Here is a 19924-nt window from a genome sequence, read left to right on the forward strand (position 1 = left end):
GACCAAGAAGAGATCAAAGGGCCAGGAACAGGTTCATATAGGCTGCACGCGCTGCCATTTGTAGCCCCGCACCTCCAGGAGAGTCTCTCAGTGACTGTAGCGATCGCTCAGCCCGAACCGGCCGTCCCGCCCTCCAATGAGACATCCGGAGAAGGAATGCCTCACGAGGCACCCGGAGAGGGAGCGTCGGCGGACGAGGCATTCTGGGACGAGCCCGGAGCATCCGGTGACGAGGTTCCGGCGGGCGCCGTGCATGACCTGGTGGCGCGCGACGCCCGCGACTTCGGGGTGTACGCGCGGACCGGTGGCTGGGCGTTCGCACTGAAGGTGGCGCGCAGTGTGCGGCCCGGCGGAGAGGCGGCGGGGGAGACGCCGAAGGTCTCCGCGAAAGCCTTCGCTGAGCTGGCCGGGTGCTCGGCGGAGCGGGTCATGCGCTACTACAAGGCGTGGGACAAGGCGGCCGACGACGGTCTCGTACCGCATTTCGAGGTGCTGGTCCCGGGTGAGGACATTGAGCTGCCGGACTCCGACGCGTGGCTGTCGTACTACACCTCCCGTTCCGGCGCCTCCTCCGAACGCGGCACCGCGATCGCGGCGGCGGCCGAGGCCGAGGGCATCCGGCCGACCAAGGCCCTGGAGGTCGCGGAGAACCCCACCGCGCTGCGGGCCGCGATCCTGGCCGACGCCTCCACCGCCAACGCGGCTCGGGCCGCGCTCCTCGACCGGCTCCAGGAGGATCCGGCCCTGCAGACCGAGCTGGCCCGCGACATCGCCCGCACCGACGACCTGAAGAAGGCGGTCGCCACTGAGGCCCAGGCCGCCAGCCGTATCGGGTACGTCCGCCAGATCGTTGAGAACGGCCAGGTCAAGACCCCGGCCGGGCAGACGATCGACGCCCCCGCCGAACTCCGCGCGGAGGCCGAGCGCCACCTGTCCCTCATCGACGAGCTGGACGACAGCGAGGACACCGGCGAGTGGGCCACCGACGCCTACGACACCGTGAAGGACCTTGTCGCCCAGACCATCCAGGCCAACCCGGAACTGCGCCTCCAGGAGCGCCGTACGAAGTTCTACAGCAGCCTGCAGAAGGCGACGAAGGTCTTCGAGGAGCTGACCTTCGACGACGCCGACGACCTCGACACCATCTACGAGGACGACATGCTCCAGCGTCTGGAGGAACTCCAGCAGGCCATCGCCACGTGCATCACAACCCTCCGGAAGGTAGCCCCGGGGCAGTGAGCCTGGGCGCGCAGCCCGCAAGGCCACAGCATCCGCGCGTTCACTCGGGTGAGGGGCACCTGGCTCCCTCGGTGCCGGACCACACTCGTGCCGGGGACAGCCAGTGGCCCGCACCGGGCCGCGGGTGGTGCTCGACGTGCTGCTGCGCAAGCTCCCCTCACTCGACCTTGCCTTGCGGCCGAGGACCTCGGCCGGGTGGAAGGGCTCGTGGGTGGTGGACTGACCGAGCTTTCGATGTGCTGGTTGACCCGGCCGACGGGGCCGCCCGGACCGCGCGGCGCCGCCGCCGCGGCCGGGCCGGCCGCGGCGACAACGGCTTGGGCGGTGCTCGCTCCGCGGGGGCGGCGCCGGCGGTGTGCGCCGGCGCCTTCTCCGTCAGGCCGTGACCGGTTCTTTCTGCTCCGGAGAGGTGTCGGCCGGAGCAGCCCCGGACGTCGTGTAGAAGACGGAGCTGCCCTGCTTGGTGCGAAGGACGCGGCCCTTGGCGACGAGTCCTTCCACTGTGGTGCGTACGACCTTGGGCTTGATGTCGCGCTCGGGGTGGGCCTGAGTCAGCCCGGTGCTGATTTCCGCTGCCGAACGTGGCTCGGGCTGCTGGCCGAGATAGCTGTGGATGAGCTCGACAAGGGTGGGCGTCGCCGCAGTCGTGGATGTCTTGGTGCCACCACTCTTGGCTGCCGTCTTCTTGGCCGTGGTCTTCTTGGCCTTCGTGGCAGGGGCCTTCTCCTGCCTGGCCGGCGTGGGCTCCGCCGAAGCCTGCTGCGGTACCGACGGAGCGGGCGTGACAGCCTCTTCCGAGTCCGGACCGGCTTCTGCGGGGCTCTTGTCGCTCAGTGTCTGCTGCAGGTTCACCAACAGGGCATGGTCACGCTGCAGTGCGTGCAACTGCTCCTGGAGTACGGTTACTTCGGCGCCGATACGTTCCTGTTCCTTGGCGTTGCGCTCAAGGTCCGCAGCCACCTGAGCGGCGTACTGCGTTTTGAGTTCCGTGGTCGCTGACTCGACTTCGGACATGGCAGTTACCTCTCCTCGTGCGTTGTGCGGTGCTGACGGCGGATCGTACTCGCATCATCCAGGCCATGATCTGCAATGTGCCAGGCTCCTCGCGGAGATCGGCGGCCTGGAACGCGACTGCTATGCGCGGTCTACGTACAGGGATGGCTGCGGGCAATGGTGTCAGCTGTCTGCGTCGCGCGGTGTCTCGATTTCAACCTTCAGGGTGAGTGTGAAGGCAGCCTGTCAGTTTGTGTCGAGGTAGGCAACCGACTGGTCACAGGCACACCTTCCTGGCGCGGCGCCCCGCGCCCCGCGTGCCGTATCGGGCAGTGGCCGGGAGTGGACCAACTGCTCGAGGAGATCCACCGACTGGTGCGGCGAATGGACACACATGCGGGACCTGTTTACGATCCTGCGAATCCTCGCCGTCGGCGGTGTGGCCTGTTCTGGGACGCGCTCGTCACGGGCGCCGTACGTACTCTTTGGGCAGGTGGTGGACGAGGGGCGGATGCCATGGCCATGACGGGACAGTCGTGCGCGGGATGCGTTGGGACCATGCGGGCACTTCGGGCGCGGTTACAACAGGTCTCGGAGAACCACTCCTTGGAGGGGATTTCCTCGTTGCGTGTGGACGGGGAGAAGGCCGCTGAAGGATCCTCCGGGAATGACCTGGTGGCTTTCTTCGAACAACAGGTCGCCGAGCGTGAACGCGACCTCGGACCCGACCACCCTGATGCTCTGCGCTCCCGCAACAACCTCGGGGGCGCCTGTCAGCAGGGCGGACTCGTCGATCGGGCCGTGTCGCTGTTCGAGCGGAACCTGGCTGACAGCGAACGCGTTCTGGGCCCCGACCATCCCGACACCCTCACCTGCCGAAACAACCTCGCGGGCGCATACGAAGCGGCAGGCGACCCGGCCCGCGCCATCCCGCTCTACAACCGCGCCCTGGCCGGCCGCGAGCGCTTCCTCGGCTCTGCCGACCTGCGCACCATGCTGTGCCGGGACAATCTCGCCCGCGCCCACGAACTGACGGGAGACCCGGCCCGTGCCGTCCCGCTCCATGAGCGGACCCTCACCGATCGCGAGCGCACCCTGGGCTCCGACCATCCCGACACCCTGCTGTCCCGCGGCAATCTCGCCTACGCGCAGCACGGGGCGCAGAGCCCGGAGCGGAGCGCGGAGCTGTTCGCGCATGCCCTGGTCGAAAGCGAACGTTGCCTTGGACCCGACCACTCCGCGACAAGGCTTGTCCGGGAACTGCTGACACATGTGCGGGGCGGCTGACCCGCCGAGAGCGGGACACGGATGAGGGCATAGACGGAGACAACCGCGTCGAAGAAGGCTCACGCCGGTCACACGGTGACCGGGTGTTTCGGCGGCCCACGTCTGGCCAGAGCGCACGGAGCGCCTCGTACCAGGCCGGACCAGGTCCCATGGAGGCCGGCTTGGTGACCAGTGCGGCGGCGTCGGTGACCGCGCGGCGCCACGCGGGGTGACACATGAGAGAACGCCTTTCGTCGATGTCGGCGTGCCCGTGTGTCACCCGGTTCACAGTGATGCTGTCTCCGATGCGGTCGCCCACGCGAACCCGTCCGGGTCGGTGAATGGCCCGGCATCGCCGGCGATCGTGAGGCGGTGCGATCCGCTGCCGTCGGGAGAGACGCCGACGACCTTGGCCAGGCCACGGCGCTTGTACAGCGCCAGCTTGACGGGACCCGACCCGGTGGCGAACTCGACGTACTTGCTGCCGTAGCTCTTCGCCACGGCGAGGCCGCGGTCGACGTAGAACCGTTTGCTCTCGGCCATGTCCGCGACTCCCAGCAGGAGCACGATCTCGTCGATCTGCCGGGTGGCCGGGCCGGTGTCCTTCTTCGACGACGATGCGACCTGCCAGATCGTCCCGTCAGGGGCCTGTACGACGCCCCCGTAGCCCCAAAGCGATTTGGTGGCGGGCTTCAGCGTGGCGGCGCCGGCGTCCACGGCGGCGTCGATGAGGGCGTTGACGTTGGCCGGCTGGGACACCACGAGTGACAGCGTGAACCCGCGGAAGCCGGTTGTCGGTGCCTCCGAGGCCCGCAGGCGTATCTGACTGCCCAGGCCGAAGGCGGTGGTGTAGAAGCGGTTGGCGACGGTGGGGTCGGCCACCTCAAGGGTGACGGATTCGATGGAAGTCATGAAGATGACGCTAGTCGCGGCTCCGAGACCCGCGCTTCTCGATTCCTGACCAGAAGGAAGACCAGCAGAGCGCCGCCCGGCACCCGAAGACGCTCGCCGTACGGCTGCCCGACCGACGAAGTCCTCGACAACTGCGGGAAGTTCACCGACAAGCAGTTCGCCGGCAAGCAGTTCGCCGAGACGAGACGGCAGGGGCCTTGCCGGAACACTCCGGCAAGGCCCCTGCCCGTACCCCGGTAGCGGTCTTCAGACGCCCGCGGGCGAACGCTCCGGCTCCTCCTCCGGTGCCTCGGCGAGCCCGACCCGCGCGTGAATCCTGCGCAGCCCGGCCGGGGCGTACCAAGCGGACCGGCCCAGCACGCGCATCGCCGCGGGCACCAGCACGCCGCGCACGGCGACCGCGTCGATGACGATGGCGAGGCCGCTGCCGAGCCCGAACATCATCAGGAAGCTGATGTCGCTGGTGCCGAAGGCGAAGAACGAGACCGCGAGGAGTCCGGCCGCCATGGTGACCAGCCGTCCCGTCCGGGCCAGACCCTGGGTCACCGCGGTGTGCCGGTCGGCGCCCGCGTCGTGCAGCTCCTTCATCCGGCTGGTCACGAAGACCTCGTAGTCCATAGAGAGGCCGAAGGCGACACAGAACATCAGCACGGTCATCGAGGTGTCCATCGGTTGTGGGGTGAAGCCGAGGAAGGAGGCCAGATGACCGTCCTGGAAGATCCACACCATCGTGCCGATCGCCGCGGCCATGGACACGGCGTTGAGCAGCAGGGCGCGCAGCGGCTGGACGACGCTGCCGGTGAACAGGAAGAGCAGCACGAAGGTGGTGACGACGATCAGCCCGATGGCGATGGGGAGCCGTACCCCGATGGAGTGCTTGGAGTCGACGAGCCGTGCGTCCTCACCGCCGACCAGCGTCTCGGTGCCGGCCGGGGGATCCACGGCGCGGACGGAGCGCACCAGTTCCTGGGCCGCGTCCGACTTGGGTGCGAGGTCGCTGACGACCACGAGCCGCTGGGCGTCGGGCCGTCCGAGCGTCGGGTTGGCGGGGCCCGCCGCGGTGCCCGAGCGGTAACTGCCCTCGCTGGAGTCGACCCGGGTCACCCCGTCGAGGGCCGAGAGGTCACTGGCGTACGAGGAGAGCGGGGCGGCGGCCACGGCTCCGGTGGTGACCACCTGGATCGCGCCGTTGTCGTTTCCGGGGAACTCCTGCTGCATCTGTGTGGCGACCTGGCGGCTGCCGGCGTCCTCGGGCAGCACCCGCTCGTCCGGAGTGCCGAAGGTGACGCCGAGCAGCGGGCTCGCGGCGAGCAGCAGTACCGCGAGGACCGGGAGCGCGGTGAGCGCCGGCCGTCGCATGACCAGGCCCGCGAGCCGGCCCCAGAAGGGGGCGTCGGCCCGGCGTACGGCCGCTGCCCCGGGCAGCCGGCCCTTGTTGACCCGGTGCCCGAGGACCGCGAGCAGCGGGGGTATGACGAAGAGGGCGGCCAGCACGGCGACCACGACGACGCCGATGCCCGCGTAGGCGAACGAGCGCAGGAAGAACGGCGGGAAGATCAGCAGTGTGGCCAGCGCCGCTGCCACGGTGGCGGCGGCGAAGACGATGGTGCGGCCCGCTGTCCGCACGGTGGTGCGCAGTGCGTCGGGCACCTCGGCGCCGCTCGCGAGCTGCTCACGGAAGCGGCTCACCAGCAGCAGTGCGTAGTCGATGCCGAGGCCGAGCCCCAGCGCGGTGGTGAGGTTGATGGAGAAGACCGAGACATCGGTGACGCTGCCCAGGACGTACAGCTCGGCGAAGGTCCCGACGATGGCGATCAGCCCGATGATCAGCGGAAGCAGCGCGGCGACGACGCTGCCGAAGACGAGCACCAGCAGCACCAGGGTGACCGGCACGGCGATCGCCTCCGCCACCGCGAGGTCCGCGGCGACCTGTGAGGAGACGTCGTTGCCGACGGCCGCCGAACCGCCGGCCTGCACGCTCACTCCGTCCCGCTCCCCGGCGTACTCGTCGATCAGACCCTCGGCGAGCTTGTCGCGCTCGCTCTCGGGGCCGTCGACATGCGCGAGGACGAGCGCCTTGTCGCCGGCCCTGGAGGTGAGGGCGGAGCTTCCGGTGCCCCAGTAGGAGACGACATTGGTGACATCGGGATCGTTCTTGAGGCCGTCCGTGAGCGTCCTGCCCCGCTCCTCGACGGCGGGGGAGTCCAGGGCGCCTCCGTCGGTGGGTTTCACCAGCAGGACCAGGTCGGTTGCTCCGCCGAACCGGTCGTCGATGACGGACTGCGCGCGGCTGGACGGGGCGTCCGGATCGTCGAAGCCACCGCCCTGCAGCTTGCCGAACGCGCCGAAACCGACGACTGCCATGGCCACCACGGCCACGGCCGCGAGTACGAGCATGAGCCTGGCCCTGCGCAGGGCCAGCTCCGCTATCCATGTCAGCATGGTCGTCACCCCTTCGATGTTTACACCGTTGACATCGACTCTGGCAGGTGGTGTTAACGCTGTCAACATCGGGCAGGATGAAGGTATGGCAACGACCTCGGGGACCAAGGCTGGCTACCACCACGGCGATCTGCGCAACGCTCTCGTCGCCGCGGCTGTCGACCTGGCGAGCGAGGGTGGCCCCGAGCGGGTCGTCCTGCGCGAGGCCGCCCGCCGGGTGGGCGTCTCGCCCACCGCCGCATACCGTCACTTCGACGGCCAGGGCGACCTGCTGCACGCCGTGAAGGTCCGTGGCCAGACGGCGCTCGCCGACTTCATGGCGGCGTTCGTGGCCAAGGTGCCCGATGTCGGCGATCCGGGCGAGGCCGCCGTGTTGCGCCTCAGTGCGCTGGGCCGGGGCTATATCCGTTTCGCGCTCGAACGCCCCGGACTCTTCCGCGCCGCCTTCTGCCGCATCCCCGACGAACCCGGCGAGCCCACGGCCTGGGCCGGGGTCTCCCCAGCCGGCCCCGAACCGCAGTACAGCGCGTTCAACCTGCTCACCGCGACGCTCGACGAAGTGGTCGCGACCGGCCGGATGCCCGCTGAAAACCGGCCGGGCGCCGAGGGTACGGCCTGGGCCACGGTGCACGGTCTCGCCCTGCTGATGCTCGACGGTCCGCTGGCCCGGCTCTCCGTCGAACAGCGGGACGCCATGGTGGAGCGGTCCCTCGCGACCCTCACAGCCGGCCTCACCGCTGGGGGCGACCTTCACGGGCTTCACGGGCGGCCGGGCGAGTAGATCTCGTGAGACCGCCGACTCGGGCCCGCCTCGGGTGGGTTGGCGTGGACCGACGTGTCCTTGTGGTGCGGGGAGCACGCCGGCCGCGGCGGGCACTGCCGGGTGACTGGCAACGGTGGCTCGGTCTTGGTCTGTCGGCCGCTGATGAGTGTTCGTGCTGCCGTCGGAGCGGTGGGCGTATTCCGTAAGAGGGCTCCGCGTTCGCCGCCTGAGGCTGAGGCTGCTCGGGGGCGATGAACTCGCCACGGTTCGCGTCGCCCGCCGGACTGTTGCCGCGCTGCACCGGATATCGGGTGACCGGATGTCCAGTGGCCTTCGGTGGTGCCGAGCCGCAAGGCGGTCAGTTTCTTCACGCCTGCCGACGGTCCTCCACGCCGGCGAGGGAGTGGGTACCCGGCGGAGAGAACGCAATGCTTCCCCTCTCAGGCCGGTCGGCCTGAGGGCGAAGATGATGCCGACGATCTCCCGGTTGGTTCAGGTGCCGGTCGACGGTGAGGCACTCGGCGGCGATCTCGTGGTGCCGACGTCGGCCCGGGCGGTCGTCCTGTTCGGCGCCGGAACCGGCGCGGCCGCGGCGCTGGTGGCCGCCGCGCACCGGCCGGCACGCGTACTCACCGTCGTCTCCCGGGGCGGGCGGCCGGACGGCTGTGCGGGGACGCATTGGCCTGCCGGGGTTGATGCCGACCCGCGGGCCTCAACGCTCCCTCCCCGTCGACGCCGATAAGAGCCCGCGGGCACCGGAGAGGCCGCGGGTACCGGAGAGGCCGCGGGTACCCGGGGACGCTGACGATGCGGGTCAGCTTCGTCGGTCGTTCGCGTACGTCGGTGAGACCCGGCTTTCTACCGGGTACTCGGCGGATTCGACGGCGTGTACCGCGTGTCCCGCACAGCAGTCGCGTACGCCGACCTGCGCGCACCCCGTACGGAAAGGACGTGAGTACCGTGCAGCACGACGAACTCATCGGGAAGGTACAGGCACTCGCCCAGCTCCCGGATCGAGGCTCCGCCGAGCACACGACCCGGGCCGTGCTCACCACGCTCGCCGAGCGCGTACCGCCGGGGCTCGCCGACCACTTGGCCGCGCAGCTGTCACCGGGGCTCGCCGAGTCCATCACAGCGACAACCGATGAGGCCGAGAGGGCCGGCGCGGGCCACGGCCATGCCGAACGCTTCGACCTGACCGCATTCGCGGGCCGCGTCGCCGCACGCGTCGGCACCACCGAGGAAGCCGCCATTCAGCAGTCCGCCTCCGTCCTGGAGGTCCTCGATGCGGCCGTCACCCCCGAGATAATGGAGAAGGTGGCGGCAGCACTACCGGCGGACATTCGCGAACTGCTCCCCATCAGCCGAGCCGACGATTCAGGAACCTGACGCCGCTCGGGCCGCCCTCCAGCCGGCGGTTCAACCGGGCCCGCGGCTCTTGCAAAGAACGGACTTGCACGCACACAGCACAGTACGGAGTGGGGGTGGCCCTCGGTGGGAGCCCGTGGAGGGCCTGGAGGCCGTGGAGGGCTACCGGCCTCCGGACGACGAGACGGTGATGGCCGCCGAAGGATGGACCGCGCCGACGGCTGAACCGCGCGACATCGGCGAGGCCTCGTTCGGACCGGCCCAGCCCTTGGCCGAGACCGTTCACGGACCGGACGACCGCGTCCGGATCACGGACACCTCGGCCTACCCGTGGCGCGCGACCTGATCCCTGCCCGTCACGGCCGCCGACAACTCCCGCTGGACAGGCAGCGGATGGTTCATCGGGCCGCACACGCTCGTGACCGCCGGCCACGTGCTGTACATCAAGGACAGCGGCGTGCCGGGACGTGACGGCCGGGTCAAGAGCATCCAGGTCATGCCCGGCCGCAACGGCACCACGCCGCCGTTCGATTCCGTCACGAGCACCAATTGCCGTTCGGTACTTGGCTGGACGAACTCCGGAGACGAGAACTACGACTACGGCGCGATCGTCATCCCTACCGAACTCGGCTCCATCACCGGCTGGTTCGGCTTCGGGGCATGGCCGGACGCCGACCTGCTGAAGACCACCGGCAACATCGCCGGCTACCCGGGCGACAAGCCCCCGAGCACCCTCTGGTACGACAGCCGGGGCATCAGCGCGGTGAACCCGCTGAAGGTGCACATCGACATCGACACCGCCGGCGGCCAGAGCGGCAGCGCCGTCTACCGCATCATCAACGGAAGCCGCTACGCCTTCGCCGTCCACGCCTACGGCGGAGCGACGACGAACTCCGGAACCAGGATCACCACCCAGGTCTATGACAACCTGGTGGCCTGGAAGGCATGACTCCGGCAGACACCTGGAGACGACGACCGTGCCACGCGGCGACGACACCATCTGCCTGATCACGGGAGTAGTCCGCGACGCGAGCGGCGCACCGGTCCCGGACGCCCGCGTCTACCTGACCGCGGGCCCGGGACCGTACCCCGACATCGCCGCCCTCACCGACACCGCCGGCACCTTCACCCTCTCGGTCCGCACCGAGAGCGACTACACCCTCCAGTGCAGGATCCCGGGCCTGCTCCAGTCCTACTCATACGCCGCGGCGACGATCCGCGCGACGACCCCGGCTTTGCCCGCTCGAGACCGTCGGCGAATGGGCCGACATGCGCCTGCAACGCATCGACCAACTCGGTGGCGCCCGTAGCCGCGCCGTGCAGTTCGTCATCGACGAGAGTGCCCTGTACCGGCCTATCGGCGGTCACGCGGTACTCGTCGACCAGCTCGAGCACCTGCTCACCGTGGCCGCCCTGCGGCCGTCCTTCACGGTGCAGGTCCTGCCGCAGGGCATCAAGGCCCACCCCGGGCTCGCCGCCTCCACCCTGTACCGGGCGGCTGGCCAACGGGCGGTGTTCGTCGAGTCGTTGACGTCCTCGGAGATCACGACCCGGCCGGACGATGTTGCCGCCTACAGTTCGGCATGGGACAGGTTGCTGAGCCTGGCGTTGCCGCCTGATCGGTCCCTCGATCTGATCGACGCTACGAGGGAGACGCTGTGCCGGAGACCCTGGGCGAGTCCTTGATCTGGACGAAGTCCACGTACACGGGCACTGCCTCGTGCGTGGAGTGGGCGTGGCCCGCGGCGGGCGTCCTGGTGAGGGACTCCAAGTGGCCAGCAGGCGCCCGTGTGCGGCTCACTGAGGGCAGCTGGCAGGGCTTCGTCGACTGGGTGAAGACTGCAGGTTGAACGACAGAAGGCCCCCGCCTCGACTGGCCGAGGACGGGGGCCTTTCGCATGTTCGCCGTGGCGCGCCCGCGGGTCGAGGCAGGACGGTCATACACTCCGCGGCATGGAGGGATGGAATTTCTGGTGGGGCATCGCGGCGTTCTTCCTCGGCGGTCTGGCGACGCAGCTGAATGGATGGCTCGCGTACAAGCGGCAGCGCACTGAGAGAGCCGAGGACGCTGCGGAGGCTGCCAAGCAGCGGCGCGATGAGTTCGAGCTGCAGCACCTGATCGAAACCAATCAGAAGCTCCACGACTACAGGGAGCTGTTCCTGAACTTCACCACTGCAGTCCGCAGGGAGCGTGAGGCTCATGAGCAGGGGCGGCCCACGCCGGACGATGACCTCACCGCAGCGAACGAGGCGCTCGAAGCCTCCGAGAGCGCCCTACACGGCCACGTCGGCTTCATCCTCGATGACACGGTGCGGGATTTAGTCCGGCAGGCAATGACAGCTATTGACCTCGCCATGGCCGACGCGCTGACGGCAGACGAGGTCAACTTCGGAACCGTAGGGTCGGCTGTCAACGAGGCCTTTGATGCCCTGAGCAGGCGCGTCCGAAGCCTGTACGCCGGCCAACCAGGACCGCGCTGAGGCCCCTTGCACGGTCACCGCGACCGAGCAGGGGGCCCTTTCGTGTTTGTAGGGCCATCACATGGCAAGGGCCCTGCCCCATACCCTGGCAGTGGTGAGCTGTACAGGAGAGGGGCAAGGCCCGTGACGTCTTCAGATGCTACCCCGGACCCGTTCGCCGAACCGGTGGCGTTCGGACAGAGAATGCAGATCCTCCGCCAGCGACGCGGCATGAGCCGCCCCGTCCTCGCCGGCCTACTCGGCAAGTCCCCGTCGTGGGTCAAGCAAGTCGAGGCCGGACAGATCCAGGTACCGAAACTGCCCGTGATCCTGCGCATCGCGGAAGCCCTCCGCGTCCGCGACCTCGCCGACCTCACCGGCGACCAGTCCATGCACGTCGACCTGTTCATCGGCCCCCGCCACTCCTGCCTGCCCGCCGTCCGCGCAGCCGTCGACGCCTTCCCGCTCACCGTCGACTGGCAGGCGCCTCCGGCCGAGCACCTGCAGCACAGGCTGGCCCGAGCATGGGCCGCCCGCCATGAGGCACCAAACCACCGTGAAGTCGTGGGCCGGCTGCTGCCGGATCTGATCCGGGACGCTCAACTCGCGGTCCGTCAGGCAGAAACGGGCGCCGAGCGACGCACTGCCCAAGCCGTGCTCTCCGAGGTGTACAGCCTCAGTCAGTTCTTCGTGGCCTACCAGCCCGACTCGGCGCTGCTGTGGCGTGTCGCCGAGCGCGGCATGGTGGCCGCCCAGGACAGCGAGGACCCGCACGCCATCGGCGTAGCCGCGTGGCTGACCGCGCAGGCCCACCGCGACAGCGGCCCGAACCACTTCGACGCGGCGGACGCCGTCACACGGGAAGCCCTGCGCTACCTCGAACCCCTGCTCCCCGACGCCGACGAGAAGGTGTTGGCGATCGCCGGAGCCCTGCAGTTCGAGGCCGGCTACACGGCGGCCCGCCGCGGCGAGAACGGCACGGCGTGGGGCTGGTGGGAGAAGGCGGAGAAGACCGCGAAGAAGATGCCCGCCGCCTACTTCCATCCGGTCACCAGCTTCGGGCAGGCCATCATGGGCGCCCACGCCGTCACCGTGGCGGTCGAGCTGCACCAGGGCGGGGAGTCCGTGCGGCAGGCAGCGAAGGCGGACAAGAGCGTCATCAAGTCGCGGCCCCGTCGCGCCCGGCACCGCATCGAAGAGGCCCGCGGATACCAGCTCGACGGGCAGCCCGACGTGGCGCTCGCGACGCTGGACAAGGCGCACGAGGCCGCGCCGGAGACCATCAAGTACAACGGGTACGCCCGCCGGATCGTGCTGGAGGAGACCGAGTCGAAGCGGCCGGAGCGCAGGCGTCGCGCCTCTGAACTCGCGGTGAAGCTGGGTCTGTTGGCCGCGTAGCCGTCGCACATGTGAGCGAGGGGCAGGATTCCTGCCCCTTCCCAACTCCCGGCGCTCCTACCGTCAGTGACACAACGATCACTGAAGTCGGGGAGCGCGTATGGCCAGCGGCAGGACAACCCAGGAACCGCCGGCAGCCACAGCACCGCCGGACATTGAGACGATGCGCGAGACCGCCGATCGTCTGCTCGGCCCGGACGCTGGCGCGGATGCCCTCCCGCCGACTGCCGACGAAGTGGACACGCTCACCCGCACAATGCGCGGCCAGCTCGAGCTACTCATGCCCGACGTCGAACGCGCAGTCGGGGGTCGACCCAAGAACGTGGCGCAGTACTGCGCACTGGCGTGCGTTGGCGAGGCCCGGGGAAAACTGAGCACTGAACCGGGCCCTGGAACATCCAGGGCGGTCGCCTACGCGCGGCGCCTGGCCCGCGTCCTGAACGCCCTGTGTGACCACTACGAGCGACTCGACGCCGAGCACGGGTGACGCGGACCCCCGCCCGTCCTCGTACCCCGTGAGCTCTGAGGGCGGGCGGGATCAAACCCACGTCAGGCTCCCTTCACGCGGTCGCCGCGCCCGTCCCGATGGCGGGCGACGTGGGACCCCGGCCGGGCATGTCCACCGGTCGAGGCCAGCGCCTCACCGTCGATGGCGGGGCGACGCGATCCGGCTGACGTTGTAGTAGTAGACGAGGTCATCGTGGCTAATCAGGATCGTTCCTCCCTTCCTTTCCTGACTGTGTGGGTATTCGGCGGCAATCCTCCGGCGGACCGTGTCGACGCTGCAGTGGAGCAGCCAGGCGGCTTCACGGAGGCTGAAGTACGGGGCGTTGAGGTCCGCCGGTCTGGTGGGGGTCCGGGGGGACTGCTTGATCGCCGGCATTCCTAAGCGCCTCCGCAATGGGTTGCCGGTAGACGTCTGGGGATGCGGGGCTCCGGGGGGCGCGCATCCTGGGCGCGCTCCGGGTCGGGCGCTATGGCCGCTGGTACTGGTCTTCGAGGTAGGCGTCGAGGTCGGCGATGCGGTAGGCGATGTGCCGGCCGATCTTGAAGCCGGTGGGGCCTTTCCCTAGCAGGCGCCACTTCCGTAGCGTCGTGAGCTTTAGGCCGAGGTAAGGGGCGGAGCCCTCGATCCGCAGGCAGCCCGCAGGCGCCTTCTGCTTGATGCGCGTTCGGATAGGCACTGGGCTACTCGCTTCTACGTGGTCCTGTGGGGCGCGGCTCGGCCGGGCGGGAGTCGTGGGCGCGCTCTTCGTCGTCGGCGTCGAGCGCGGTCTTCTTGTGCGCGTCAATGTCGGCTATCGCGTAGACGAGCCGGCCGCGGTAGCGCTTGGCCTTGGGGCCCTTGTCGAGCTGGCGGTAGTTCCAGAGCGTCCGGCGGCTGAGGCCGAGCCTGCGGGCTGCTTCGTCGCTCCAGACATAGCCGTCGGGCGGCGGCGGGGGGCCTTCCTTCGGGAGGCGGGGCATCGGGTCATTCCTTCAGGTCTTGGCGCCGCGTGAAGGGCTGGACCGTGAACTGCTCCGAGACGGCCCGGATGTTGATCCCGGAGAACCAGATCTTGTTGCCGTTGTTCACGTGGGGGATCTCGCGGGAAAAAGCCATCAGGCTGAGCTTGCGAGCGCTGAAGGGGAGCCAGATCTCAGCCTCGGTGGGCTGGAAGTGGAAGAGCTCTCCCTCGGGGGTGCCGGGGGTAGGGATGCCGTCCCGGACCGGAGGAAGCTTGCGGGGGCCACGGCTACTCCCGTCGATGAACACGCTGGAGTGGCTCAGGCGGCCGGCTTTCATGGATCTGCTGCGCGTCCGGGGCGGGGCCCGTCTGGATGGCCACGCCAGGCGGCCTTCCGGCCGACATTCGAGGACCACGGGCCATCGCTGCGGCCGGAGCGCTTCTGCTTCTGGCGGTCCTTGTAGAGGGTTTCGATGGTCCGGCCGCTGAGGCGGGATGCCTCGATGGCCTGCATGACGAGCCGCGCTCGGGCCGGCCGCCTTCGATCCTCCTCGACCAGGTCGAGGAGGTCATCGTGGCCACCCTGGAGTCGGTCCCGGGCCAGGACACACCGTTTTGCGATGAACCGGGCCCGCCAGCGGTCCACGGTCGACCTGTCGATACCGAGGTCGGCCGCGGCCTGCTGGTTCGTCCCGCCTTCCGCGCAACGCAGCACGATCTTGGCTCGCAACGCGAGGAACTGGGCGGTCTTCGCCCGCCGCGCCCACTGCGTCAACTGCCTGCGCTCAGCATCGTCGAGGACCAGGTCGGCCTTCGGCCGGCCAATCCAGCCGGCGTCCTCAAGCCCCGCCATCCGCTCCGCGGCGAAAGCCCGACGCCACTTGCCCACCGTCTTGGCCTGGACACCGACGACTCGCGCCACACCCGCGTTTGACATGCCGTCAGCGCACGCCAGGATGATGCGGGCCTTCTCGGCCGAGCGCCGGTGCGGTAATTGCGTCCGGCGCACCAACTCAGCGCGCTCAGCCTCGGACAGCGTGATCTCCACAGCAGAAGGCCCGGGATACGACATGCCAACAGGGTAGTAACTAATCCTCAGGATTTCTGGCGCATCACACTAGTAGGAGGATCGAGGACGCCAGGCACCGATTGGCATCCGCATCGATGGCGCCGCCGGAAGGCCCTGATGAGCGTCCTTGAGTTCATCGCCTCGCTGAAGTGGCCTCTCACTGTCGTGGTCCTCGCGTTGCTGGCCGCTCGAATGCTGACGCGCACCCCCGAGCTCAACAAAGATGCCCGGAGGATGTTCGGCAACAAAAACGTCCGCCTCAATATTGCTGGCCAAGAGATCGAGATGACGCACGCAGCAGTGAATGATTCTGTAGCCGCTGCCGCTCAAACCGATCAAGACCTGATTCAGCGGGCAGGTGCCATGCCGCCTGAAGACCAGCGAAACATCGTGCAGATACGCAGAGAAGCAATCGAGGATGTGATGCGCGGCGGCGCTCAATGGGGCTGGGATGCCGCCAAGGCAGGCTTTGAGGAGCCCCCCAAGTTGAAGATCAAATGGACGGCGGAGGGCGAACCTAAGATTGTCCTAGCCTCTGTGCTCGATGCAGGCTTGGAGTCAAGGTTCGCCCACCTAGCGATTAAAGCGCTGACTTGGGGTTCCCAGTCGCCAGCTCCAGCAGCAGTTCGATCTCCGCCGACAAGCGAAGAAGCCGATTCGCCATGAGGAGGCTGGCAGGCCTCATCCGGTTCATCGGTGATGATCTTTACGGGGTAGGCGTCGTTGCCGGTGTGGCGTGAGGCGGCGATGTATTTGCACGACACCCCCGCCGTCGTTGTGGCTGCGGGGGCGCAGTTTTACCTGCGAGCTTTGGTCCCTTCGAAGATGACGAGGAAGGGAGATATGAAGCCCGAGGCTTCAATGGGAGTTACGTGGCCGAGAATGACGAGCGTGACGCCAGCGAGAAGCGCTGCGCAGTACATGAGCACGTTGGCTGGAGGACTCGGCCCTTGGATGGGCGGTTCATCTTTGGGCATACTCCTATGGACTCCTGACTCTCGTTGAGGGCTGGTGGTGTCGGAGGGGCATCCGCGTCGTTTTCGCAGGCGCTGCGGGTGCCCTCCCCTTTGGGAGTCTCTTTCCGCGCTAGAGGAACGCTACTCGTCAAGTGGTCGAGAACAACCACACCCAGATCAGATATGCTCGGAAATGAAAAGATAACGAAAGGCCCGGTGAGGTCGATATGGCGGCCCGCGTCACCTCGCGGGCGTACTCAGGCGTCTGCTGGAGCCCCGGGACCACGGAGTTCTCCAGCGTGCGCATCGCGCTGGCCTGCGACTCCGGGCTGTCGAAGAACAGATATGCGGATACATCCCGGCCGGGGCGCCTCCTCACCAACAAGGGTCACAGGATGGCCACACGGGCAATACGGCCCTCCGGCACAGCGCATGATGCTGCATCACATCAGCACCACCAGGGGGAATTATGCGCACAGCGATAAGGGCCGGGGTCGTCGCGGGGCTGCTACTGCTTACCGCCTGCGGCAAGTCCGAAGCGGAGATCCAAGCTGACTGCGAGAAGGCTCTGGACAAGACCTCGACCAAGACCAACCGGCCCGACGCCTGTAAGGAACTCAGCCAAGAGGACTACGACACCCTCCTGATGGCCTGGGTCATGCAGACCCCGGACGATCGCCTGGCCGAGGGAGGAGCCACGGCCCGCGTCGGCACACCCAGTCCGGTGGAACTCCGGGTGGCGTGACCGCTGCTATGCGGCAGGCCGTGGAGCGGTCCGTCACGCGAGCGGGGTCCGAGGGCCGGCGTGCCCGGCGTGGGGGTCCGCCGGGCCGATGGCGCGCTGCCCCTCGGGTGAGGTCGCACAGGCGTCGAGGGACGGCATGCTGTGGCTCGGGCAGACGGCGGCCATGTAGCAGATGTGCGCGAGGAGTTCGGGAACAGCGTTGGCGACCCTGCCGACCAAGAGGCCGCCCATGCTGTGCCCGACAAGCGCCACAGGACCGCCGAGCCGTGCTGCCCGGCGTGCGGCGTTGTTGACGCGCCGCTCGAAGTCGAAGACCCCACGAGTCCACGCCGCGGAAAGCGATCCGGGCGACGCGTGACCGTGCTGAACCGCTCGCCATGGTGGACCTGCGCAATAGGCATGTCCCTTGCTCCGCAACACATTTCCCTCGCCCCACAGCAGCGGTCGGCTCAAACGTCCGTCGAGTTCCGGCCCGATGCGGTGTTCTGGATCACGGGTTCCGGATTGAGTGTGCGGCAGGGGTAATTTCCGTACCTCATCGTGACGACCGAACCGCAGATGCGAGGATGAGGCCCGTCATGATCGTTGGGTGGTGTTCCCGCACGGTTCGGGCCGCGGTGTTCGCGGCCGTCTGCGTGCTGCTCGCCGCCCTGGGCCACGTGATGATGTCCGGCAGCCGGGTGCCCTGGTGGGCGCTGGCGGCCGGTGCCGTGGTGACGGGTACGGCGGGTTGGTGCCTGGCCGACCGAGAGCGTGGGCTTCCGCTGATCGTGTCCGTCGTGGTCGCCGCACAGACAGCGCTCCACTCGGCGTTCTCCCTGGCGCAGTCCGGCGCGCCCTCATCGGTTTGGGGGGCAGCGGCGTCAGTGTCTGGGGACATGGCCTCGATGGACATGGGTTCCACGGGCCGCGGCATGGGTTCCATGATGATGAGCACCGTGCCGACGGATTCCATGGACATGGGGCGCATGGACCACACCGGCCACGCCACGGGTAGTACATCGTCGTTCGGGATGCTGTGCGCCCACCTGCTGGCCGCGTTGTTGTGCGGCCTGTGGCTCGCGTACGGGGAGCGCGCCGCCTTCCGCATTCTGCGGGCCGTGGCCGGCTGGCTGGCCTCGCCGCTGCGGCTGTTGTTGCATGCCTTGCCCGCGCCTGCGCACCGTCCCCGCATCCGCGTGCGCCGCCGCTCGGACCGGATTCCGCGGCGACTCCTGCTCGTCCATGTGATCACTTCGCGGGGGCCGCCCGTGGGGACCGCTGTCGTCTGACGACAGCCGGCATCCCGAGGCAGCCCCTGCGCGCCTCGGGTTTCGGCCGTACCTGCTCGTACGGCCGTACCCCACTCGCCGGACCGCCCCGCTCACGCGCGGGTGCCGGATCCAGGATGACCTGAGAAGGACACCAGGTGACCACTCCTGCCCTGCCCACCTCACGCGAGAAGACGGCGTCGGCCGACGACATGACAACGGCCTGGGCACTCGCCGCCCGCGGTGGTGACCCGGAGGCCGTCGAGCAGTTTGTCCGCGCCCTGCACCGTGACGTCGTGCGCTACGTAGCCCATCTTTCCGCGGACCCTCAGGCCGCCGATGACCTGGCCCAGGACACGTTCCTGCGGGCGCTCGGCAGCCTGCACCGGTTCGAGGGCCGTTGCTCGGCCCGGGCGTGGCTGCTGGCCATCGCACGGTGTGCGGTGATCGACAGCTTCCGGTACGCCGCCGCCCGGCCGCGGCTGTCCGATGCGGAGGACTGGCAGTTGGCGGTCGAGCGCGCTCAGCCGCACGACCTGCCCGGCTTCGACGACGGCATCGCGCTCCTCGACCTGCTGGCGGCGCTGCCCGACGAACGCCGTGAGGCGTTCACCCTGACCCAGCTGCTGGGCCTGCCGTACGCGGAGGCGGCCGAACTCAGCGACTGCCCCGTCGGCACCGTCCGCTCCCGCGTGGCCCGCGCCCGCATGACCCTTCTGGGCCTGCTGGCCGAGGCCGAGGAGCCCTGCCCGGATCGGGGAGTGACGGAGCAGGTCGGCCGAGGCCGCTCGGCGGCGGCCGCCCTGGCTGCCTGAGGCGAGGGGCTGGGGACCACCGGCCGGGCCCAGCCCTCATCACCGTCGACCGGGAGATCCGCTCCAAGCGGTCTTGGTTGAGTTCGGCGCGGTACCACGGCGCGGTACCGCGCCGCGTAAGGGGGGCGGGGCTGTGACATATGCGGCTCCGCCGCGAGGGGGGTACCCCGCTCATGGGGTCCCCCTCGAGCGAAGCCGAGCGTGGGGGAGAAGTCGAGAGTGGGGGAGCGACCAGCCCCCCCCACCGGCCCGCGCACGCGGCGGAGCCGCCTGTCGACACAGCATCACCGTTCTTCCAGCGGAGCGCTTGGCACGACTCCTCCAGGTAAGCGCGCGCCGGCGCACCGGCGCGCGCGAACCAGTCGGCGAGTACGGCGATCTCGTCCGGCGTGCAGTCCGTGAAGAGCTCGGAGAGGAGCCCGTGGTACGGCCCGTGAACGGCGGGCACTCGCTCGGCAGCGGCCGGGACGGCTGCGACGCGCACCCGGCGCCGGTCCGCGGGACCCGCCTGCCGGGTCACGAACCCGCCGCGCTCCAGGTGGTTGAGGATGCCGGCCACCGCCCCTGTCGTGACGTGTGCGCGCTCGGCCAGGTCGCCTCCGGTGACCGGTGAGTCCCGGCCTCCAGGATGTACGCGAAGCAGATGAGGTCCGTGACGCTCAGAGCCAGGTTCCGGGCGAACTCCTGCCGGCCGACGATGCTCGTCGCGATGAGGTCGTCCATCGCACTGAACGCGTCCGAGGCGGAGGCTGCGGGGCGGGGCTTGCCCTCCATTCCGGTGTGCCGACGGCGGCTTCTGG

At 69.0% G+C, this 19924-nt stretch carries 25 protein-coding genes and 2 pseudogenes; 17 read left to right on the forward strand and 10 right to left on the reverse strand.

The window, feature by feature from the left end; translation table 11 throughout:
• Positions 1-90 precede the first annotated feature (90 nt).
• Positions 91-1239, forward strand: coding sequence for a hypothetical protein (locus ACTWQR_RS06865; RefSeq protein ID WP_443226004.1), 1149 nt, complete (start codon positions 91-93; stop codon positions 1237-1239).
• A gap of 375 nt (positions 1240-1614) precedes the next feature.
• On the opposite strand, the gene ACTWQR_RS06870 is transcribed toward ACTWQR_RS06865, so the two are convergent.
• Complete coding sequence (locus ACTWQR_RS06870; protein ID WP_443226005.1) at positions 1615-2253, reverse strand: hypothetical protein; 639 nt, start codon at positions 2251-2253, stop codon at positions 1615-1617.
• A gap of 654 nt (positions 2254-2907) precedes the next feature.
• Here ACTWQR_RS06870 and ACTWQR_RS06875 point away from each other — a divergent pair.
• The gene (locus ACTWQR_RS06875) at positions 2908-3519 is read left to right on the forward strand and encodes a tetratricopeptide repeat protein (protein ID WP_443226006.1); all 612 of its coding nucleotides are present in this window, start codon (positions 2908-2910) and stop codon (positions 3517-3519) included.
• A gap of 264 nt (positions 3520-3783) precedes the next feature.
• Here ACTWQR_RS06875 and ACTWQR_RS06880 read toward each other — a convergent pair whose 3' ends face one another.
• Entirely contained in the window at positions 3784-4410 is a 627-nt protein-coding gene (locus ACTWQR_RS06880) for a glyoxalase (protein WP_443226007.1), read from the reverse strand.
• Between the two features lie 246 nt (positions 4411-4656).
• On the reverse strand, positions 4657-6852 hold the full coding sequence (locus ACTWQR_RS06885) for an MMPL family transporter (RefSeq protein ID WP_443226008.1): 2196 nt from the start codon (positions 6850-6852) through the stop codon (positions 4657-4659).
• 85 nt (positions 6853-6937) lie between these two features.
• On the opposite strand from ACTWQR_RS06885, the gene ACTWQR_RS06890 reads away from it, so the two are divergent.
• The 11 genes from ACTWQR_RS06890 (at position 6938) to ACTWQR_RS06940 (ending at position 13328) form a co-directional block, all read left to right on the forward strand.
• Positions 6938-7633 carry a TetR/AcrR family transcriptional regulator gene (locus ACTWQR_RS06890; RefSeq protein WP_443226009.1) on the forward strand — a complete coding sequence of 232 codons (696 nt, stop codon included), beginning with the start codon at positions 6938-6940 and terminating at the stop codon, positions 7631-7633.
• 469 nt (positions 7634-8102) lie between these two features.
• Positions 8103-8357, forward strand: a complete 255-nt coding sequence (locus ACTWQR_RS06895; protein ID WP_443226010.1) for a hypothetical protein — start codon at positions 8103-8105, stop codon at positions 8355-8357.
• A 209-nt stretch (positions 8358-8566) separates the two neighbouring features.
• Positions 8567-9004 carry a DUF2267 domain-containing protein gene (locus ACTWQR_RS06900; RefSeq protein ID WP_443226011.1) on the forward strand — a complete coding sequence of 146 codons (438 nt, stop codon included), beginning with the start codon at positions 8567-8569 and terminating at the stop codon, positions 9002-9004.
• Between the two features lie 115 nt (positions 9005-9119).
• On the forward strand, positions 9120-9329 hold the full coding sequence (locus tag ACTWQR_RS06905; RefSeq protein WP_443226012.1) for a hypothetical protein: 210 nt from the start codon (positions 9120-9122) through the stop codon (positions 9327-9329).
• Between the two features lie 72 nt (positions 9330-9401).
• The gene (locus tag ACTWQR_RS06910) at positions 9402-9932 is read left to right on the forward strand and encodes a trypsin-like serine peptidase (protein ID WP_443226013.1); all 531 of its coding nucleotides are present in this window, start codon (positions 9402-9404) and stop codon (positions 9930-9932) included.
• A gap of 28 nt (positions 9933-9960) precedes the next feature.
• Positions 9961-10293, forward strand: coding sequence for a carboxypeptidase-like regulatory domain-containing protein (locus ACTWQR_RS06915; protein WP_443226014.1), 333 nt, complete (start codon positions 9961-9963; stop codon positions 10291-10293).
• On the forward strand, positions 10253-10669 hold the full coding sequence (locus ACTWQR_RS06920; protein WP_443226015.1) for a DUF5753 domain-containing protein: 417 nt from the start codon (positions 10253-10255) through the stop codon (positions 10667-10669). The genes ACTWQR_RS06915 and ACTWQR_RS06920 overlap by 41 nt, the downstream gene beginning before the upstream one ends.
• On the forward strand, positions 10642-10833 hold the full coding sequence (locus ACTWQR_RS06925) for a DUF397 domain-containing protein (RefSeq protein WP_443226016.1): 192 nt from the start codon (positions 10642-10644) through the stop codon (positions 10831-10833). Before ACTWQR_RS06920 ends, ACTWQR_RS06925 begins: the two co-directional genes overlap by 28 nt.
• Before the next feature lie 103 nt (positions 10834-10936).
• Positions 10937-11464 (forward strand): hypothetical protein, encoded by a 528-nt coding sequence (locus ACTWQR_RS06930; protein ID WP_443226017.1) that lies wholly within the window; start codon positions 10937-10939, stop codon positions 11462-11464.
• Positions 11465-11629: 165 nt separating this feature from the next.
• On the forward strand, positions 11630-12841 hold the full coding sequence (locus tag ACTWQR_RS06935) for a helix-turn-helix domain-containing protein (RefSeq protein WP_443226099.1): 1212 nt from the start codon (positions 11630-11632) through the stop codon (positions 12839-12841).
• A gap of 163 nt (positions 12842-13004) precedes the next feature.
• Complete coding sequence (locus ACTWQR_RS06940; protein ID WP_443226018.1) at positions 13005-13328, forward strand: DUF6415 family natural product biosynthesis protein; 324 nt, start codon at positions 13005-13007, stop codon at positions 13326-13328.
• 487 nt (positions 13329-13815) lie between these two features.
• On the opposite strand, the gene ACTWQR_RS06945 is transcribed toward ACTWQR_RS06940, so the two are convergent.
• Genes ACTWQR_RS06945 through ACTWQR_RS06960 form a run of 4 tightly spaced genes read right to left on the reverse strand, consistent with a single transcriptional unit; the run spans position 13816 to position 15337 of the window.
• Entirely contained in the window at positions 13816-14025 is a 210-nt protein-coding gene (locus ACTWQR_RS06945) for a helix-turn-helix transcriptional regulator (RefSeq protein ID WP_443226019.1), read from the reverse strand.
• 4 nt (positions 14026-14029) lie between these two features.
• A complete protein-coding gene (locus ACTWQR_RS06950) occupies positions 14030-14308 on the reverse strand; it encodes a helix-turn-helix transcriptional regulator (protein ID WP_443226020.1) in 279 nt (92 codons plus the stop codon).
• Between the two features lie 4 nt (positions 14309-14312).
• Entirely contained in the window at positions 14313-14627 is a 315-nt protein-coding gene (locus ACTWQR_RS06955) for a hypothetical protein (RefSeq protein ID WP_443226021.1), read from the reverse strand.
• A complete protein-coding gene (locus ACTWQR_RS06960; RefSeq protein ID WP_443226022.1) occupies positions 14624-15337 on the reverse strand; it encodes a helix-turn-helix domain-containing protein in 714 nt (237 codons plus the stop codon). The genes ACTWQR_RS06955 and ACTWQR_RS06960 overlap by 4 nt, the downstream gene beginning before the upstream one ends.
• A gap of 138 nt (positions 15338-15475) precedes the next feature.
• On the opposite strand from ACTWQR_RS06960, the gene ACTWQR_RS06965 reads away from it, so the two are divergent.
• A complete protein-coding gene (locus tag ACTWQR_RS06965; protein WP_443226023.1) occupies positions 15476-16024 on the forward strand; it encodes a hypothetical protein in 549 nt (182 codons plus the stop codon).
• A 409-nt stretch (positions 16025-16433) separates the two neighbouring features.
• Here ACTWQR_RS06965 and ACTWQR_RS06970 read toward each other — a convergent pair.
• Positions 16434-16660: pseudogene (locus ACTWQR_RS06970) on the reverse strand (Scr1 family TA system antitoxin-like transcriptional regulator); the annotation flags it as partial.
• A gap of 123 nt (positions 16661-16783) precedes the next feature.
• On the opposite strand from ACTWQR_RS06970, the gene ACTWQR_RS06975 reads away from it, so the two are divergent.
• Entirely contained in the window at positions 16784-17059 is a 276-nt protein-coding gene (locus ACTWQR_RS06975; protein WP_443226024.1) for a hypothetical protein, read from the forward strand.
• A gap of 33 nt (positions 17060-17092) precedes the next feature.
• Here the strand turns inward: ACTWQR_RS06975 and ACTWQR_RS06980 are convergent, their stop codons facing one another.
• Entirely contained in the window at positions 17093-17479 is a 387-nt protein-coding gene (locus tag ACTWQR_RS06980; protein ID WP_443226100.1) for an alpha/beta fold hydrolase, read from the reverse strand.
• A gap of 158 nt (positions 17480-17637) precedes the next feature.
• Here ACTWQR_RS06980 and ACTWQR_RS06985 point away from each other — a divergent pair, with 158 nt between their 5' ends.
• Positions 17638-18330 (forward strand): hypothetical protein, encoded by a 693-nt coding sequence (locus tag ACTWQR_RS06985; RefSeq protein WP_443226025.1) that lies wholly within the window; start codon positions 17638-17640, stop codon positions 18328-18330.
• Positions 18331-18467: 137 nt separating this feature from the next.
• A complete protein-coding gene (locus ACTWQR_RS06990) occupies positions 18468-19124 on the forward strand; it encodes a sigma-70 family RNA polymerase sigma factor (protein ID WP_443226026.1) in 657 nt (218 codons plus the stop codon).
• A 313-nt stretch (positions 19125-19437) separates the two neighbouring features.
• On the opposite strand, the pseudogene ACTWQR_RS06995 reads toward ACTWQR_RS06990, so the two are convergent.
• Positions 19438-19898: pseudogene (locus ACTWQR_RS06995) on the reverse strand (MarR family transcriptional regulator); the annotation flags it as partial.
• Positions 19899-19924 lie beyond the last annotated feature (26 nt).

The organism is Streptomyces sp. 2A115 (assembly GCF_052245575.1).
Taxonomy (GTDB): domain Bacteria; phylum Actinomycetota; class Actinomycetes; order Streptomycetales; family Streptomycetaceae; genus Streptomyces.

Bases quoted from the DNA above. Each gene is read 5' to 3' on its own strand.
- ACTWQR_RS06920 (WP_443226015.1), top strand. From the start codon at position 10,253: ATGCGCCTGCAACGCATCGACCAACTCGGTGGCGCCCGTAGCCGCGCC.
- ACTWQR_RS06870 (WP_443226005.1), bottom strand. From the start codon at position 2,253: ATGTCCGAAGTCGAGTCAGCGACCACGGAACTCAAAACGCAGTACGCC.
- ACTWQR_RS06930 (WP_443226017.1), top strand. From the start codon at position 10,937: ATGGAGGGATGGAATTTCTGGTGGGGCATCGCGGCGTTCTTCCTCGGC.
- ACTWQR_RS06975 (WP_443226024.1), top strand. From the start codon at position 16,784: ATGCGCACAGCGATAAGGGCCGGGGTCGTCGCGGGGCTGCTACTGCTT.
- ACTWQR_RS06985 (WP_443226025.1), top strand. From the start codon at position 17,638: ATGATCGTTGGGTGGTGTTCCCGCACGGTTCGGGCCGCGGTGTTCGCG.
- ACTWQR_RS06885 (WP_443226008.1), bottom strand. From the start codon at position 6,852: ATGCTGACATGGATAGCGGAGCTGGCCCTGCGCAGGGCCAGGCTCATG.
- ACTWQR_RS06955 (WP_443226021.1), bottom strand. From the start codon at position 14,627: ATGAAAGCCGGCCGCCTGAGCCACTCCAGCGTGTTCATCGACGGGAGT.
- ACTWQR_RS06950 (WP_443226020.1), bottom strand. From the start codon at position 14,308: ATGCCCCGCCTCCCGAAGGAAGGCCCCCCGCCGCCGCCCGACGGCTAT.
- ACTWQR_RS06880 (WP_443226007.1), bottom strand. From the start codon at position 4,410: ATGACTTCCATCGAATCCGTCACCCTTGAGGTGGCCGACCCCACCGTC.
- ACTWQR_RS06890 (WP_443226009.1), top strand. From the start codon at position 6,938: ATGGCAACGACCTCGGGGACCAAGGCTGGCTACCACCACGGCGATCTG.
- ACTWQR_RS06940 (WP_443226018.1), top strand. From the start codon at position 13,005: ATGCGCGAGACCGCCGATCGTCTGCTCGGCCCGGACGCTGGCGCGGAT.
- ACTWQR_RS06965 (WP_443226023.1), top strand. From the start codon at position 15,476: ATGAGCGTCCTTGAGTTCATCGCCTCGCTGAAGTGGCCTCTCACTGTC.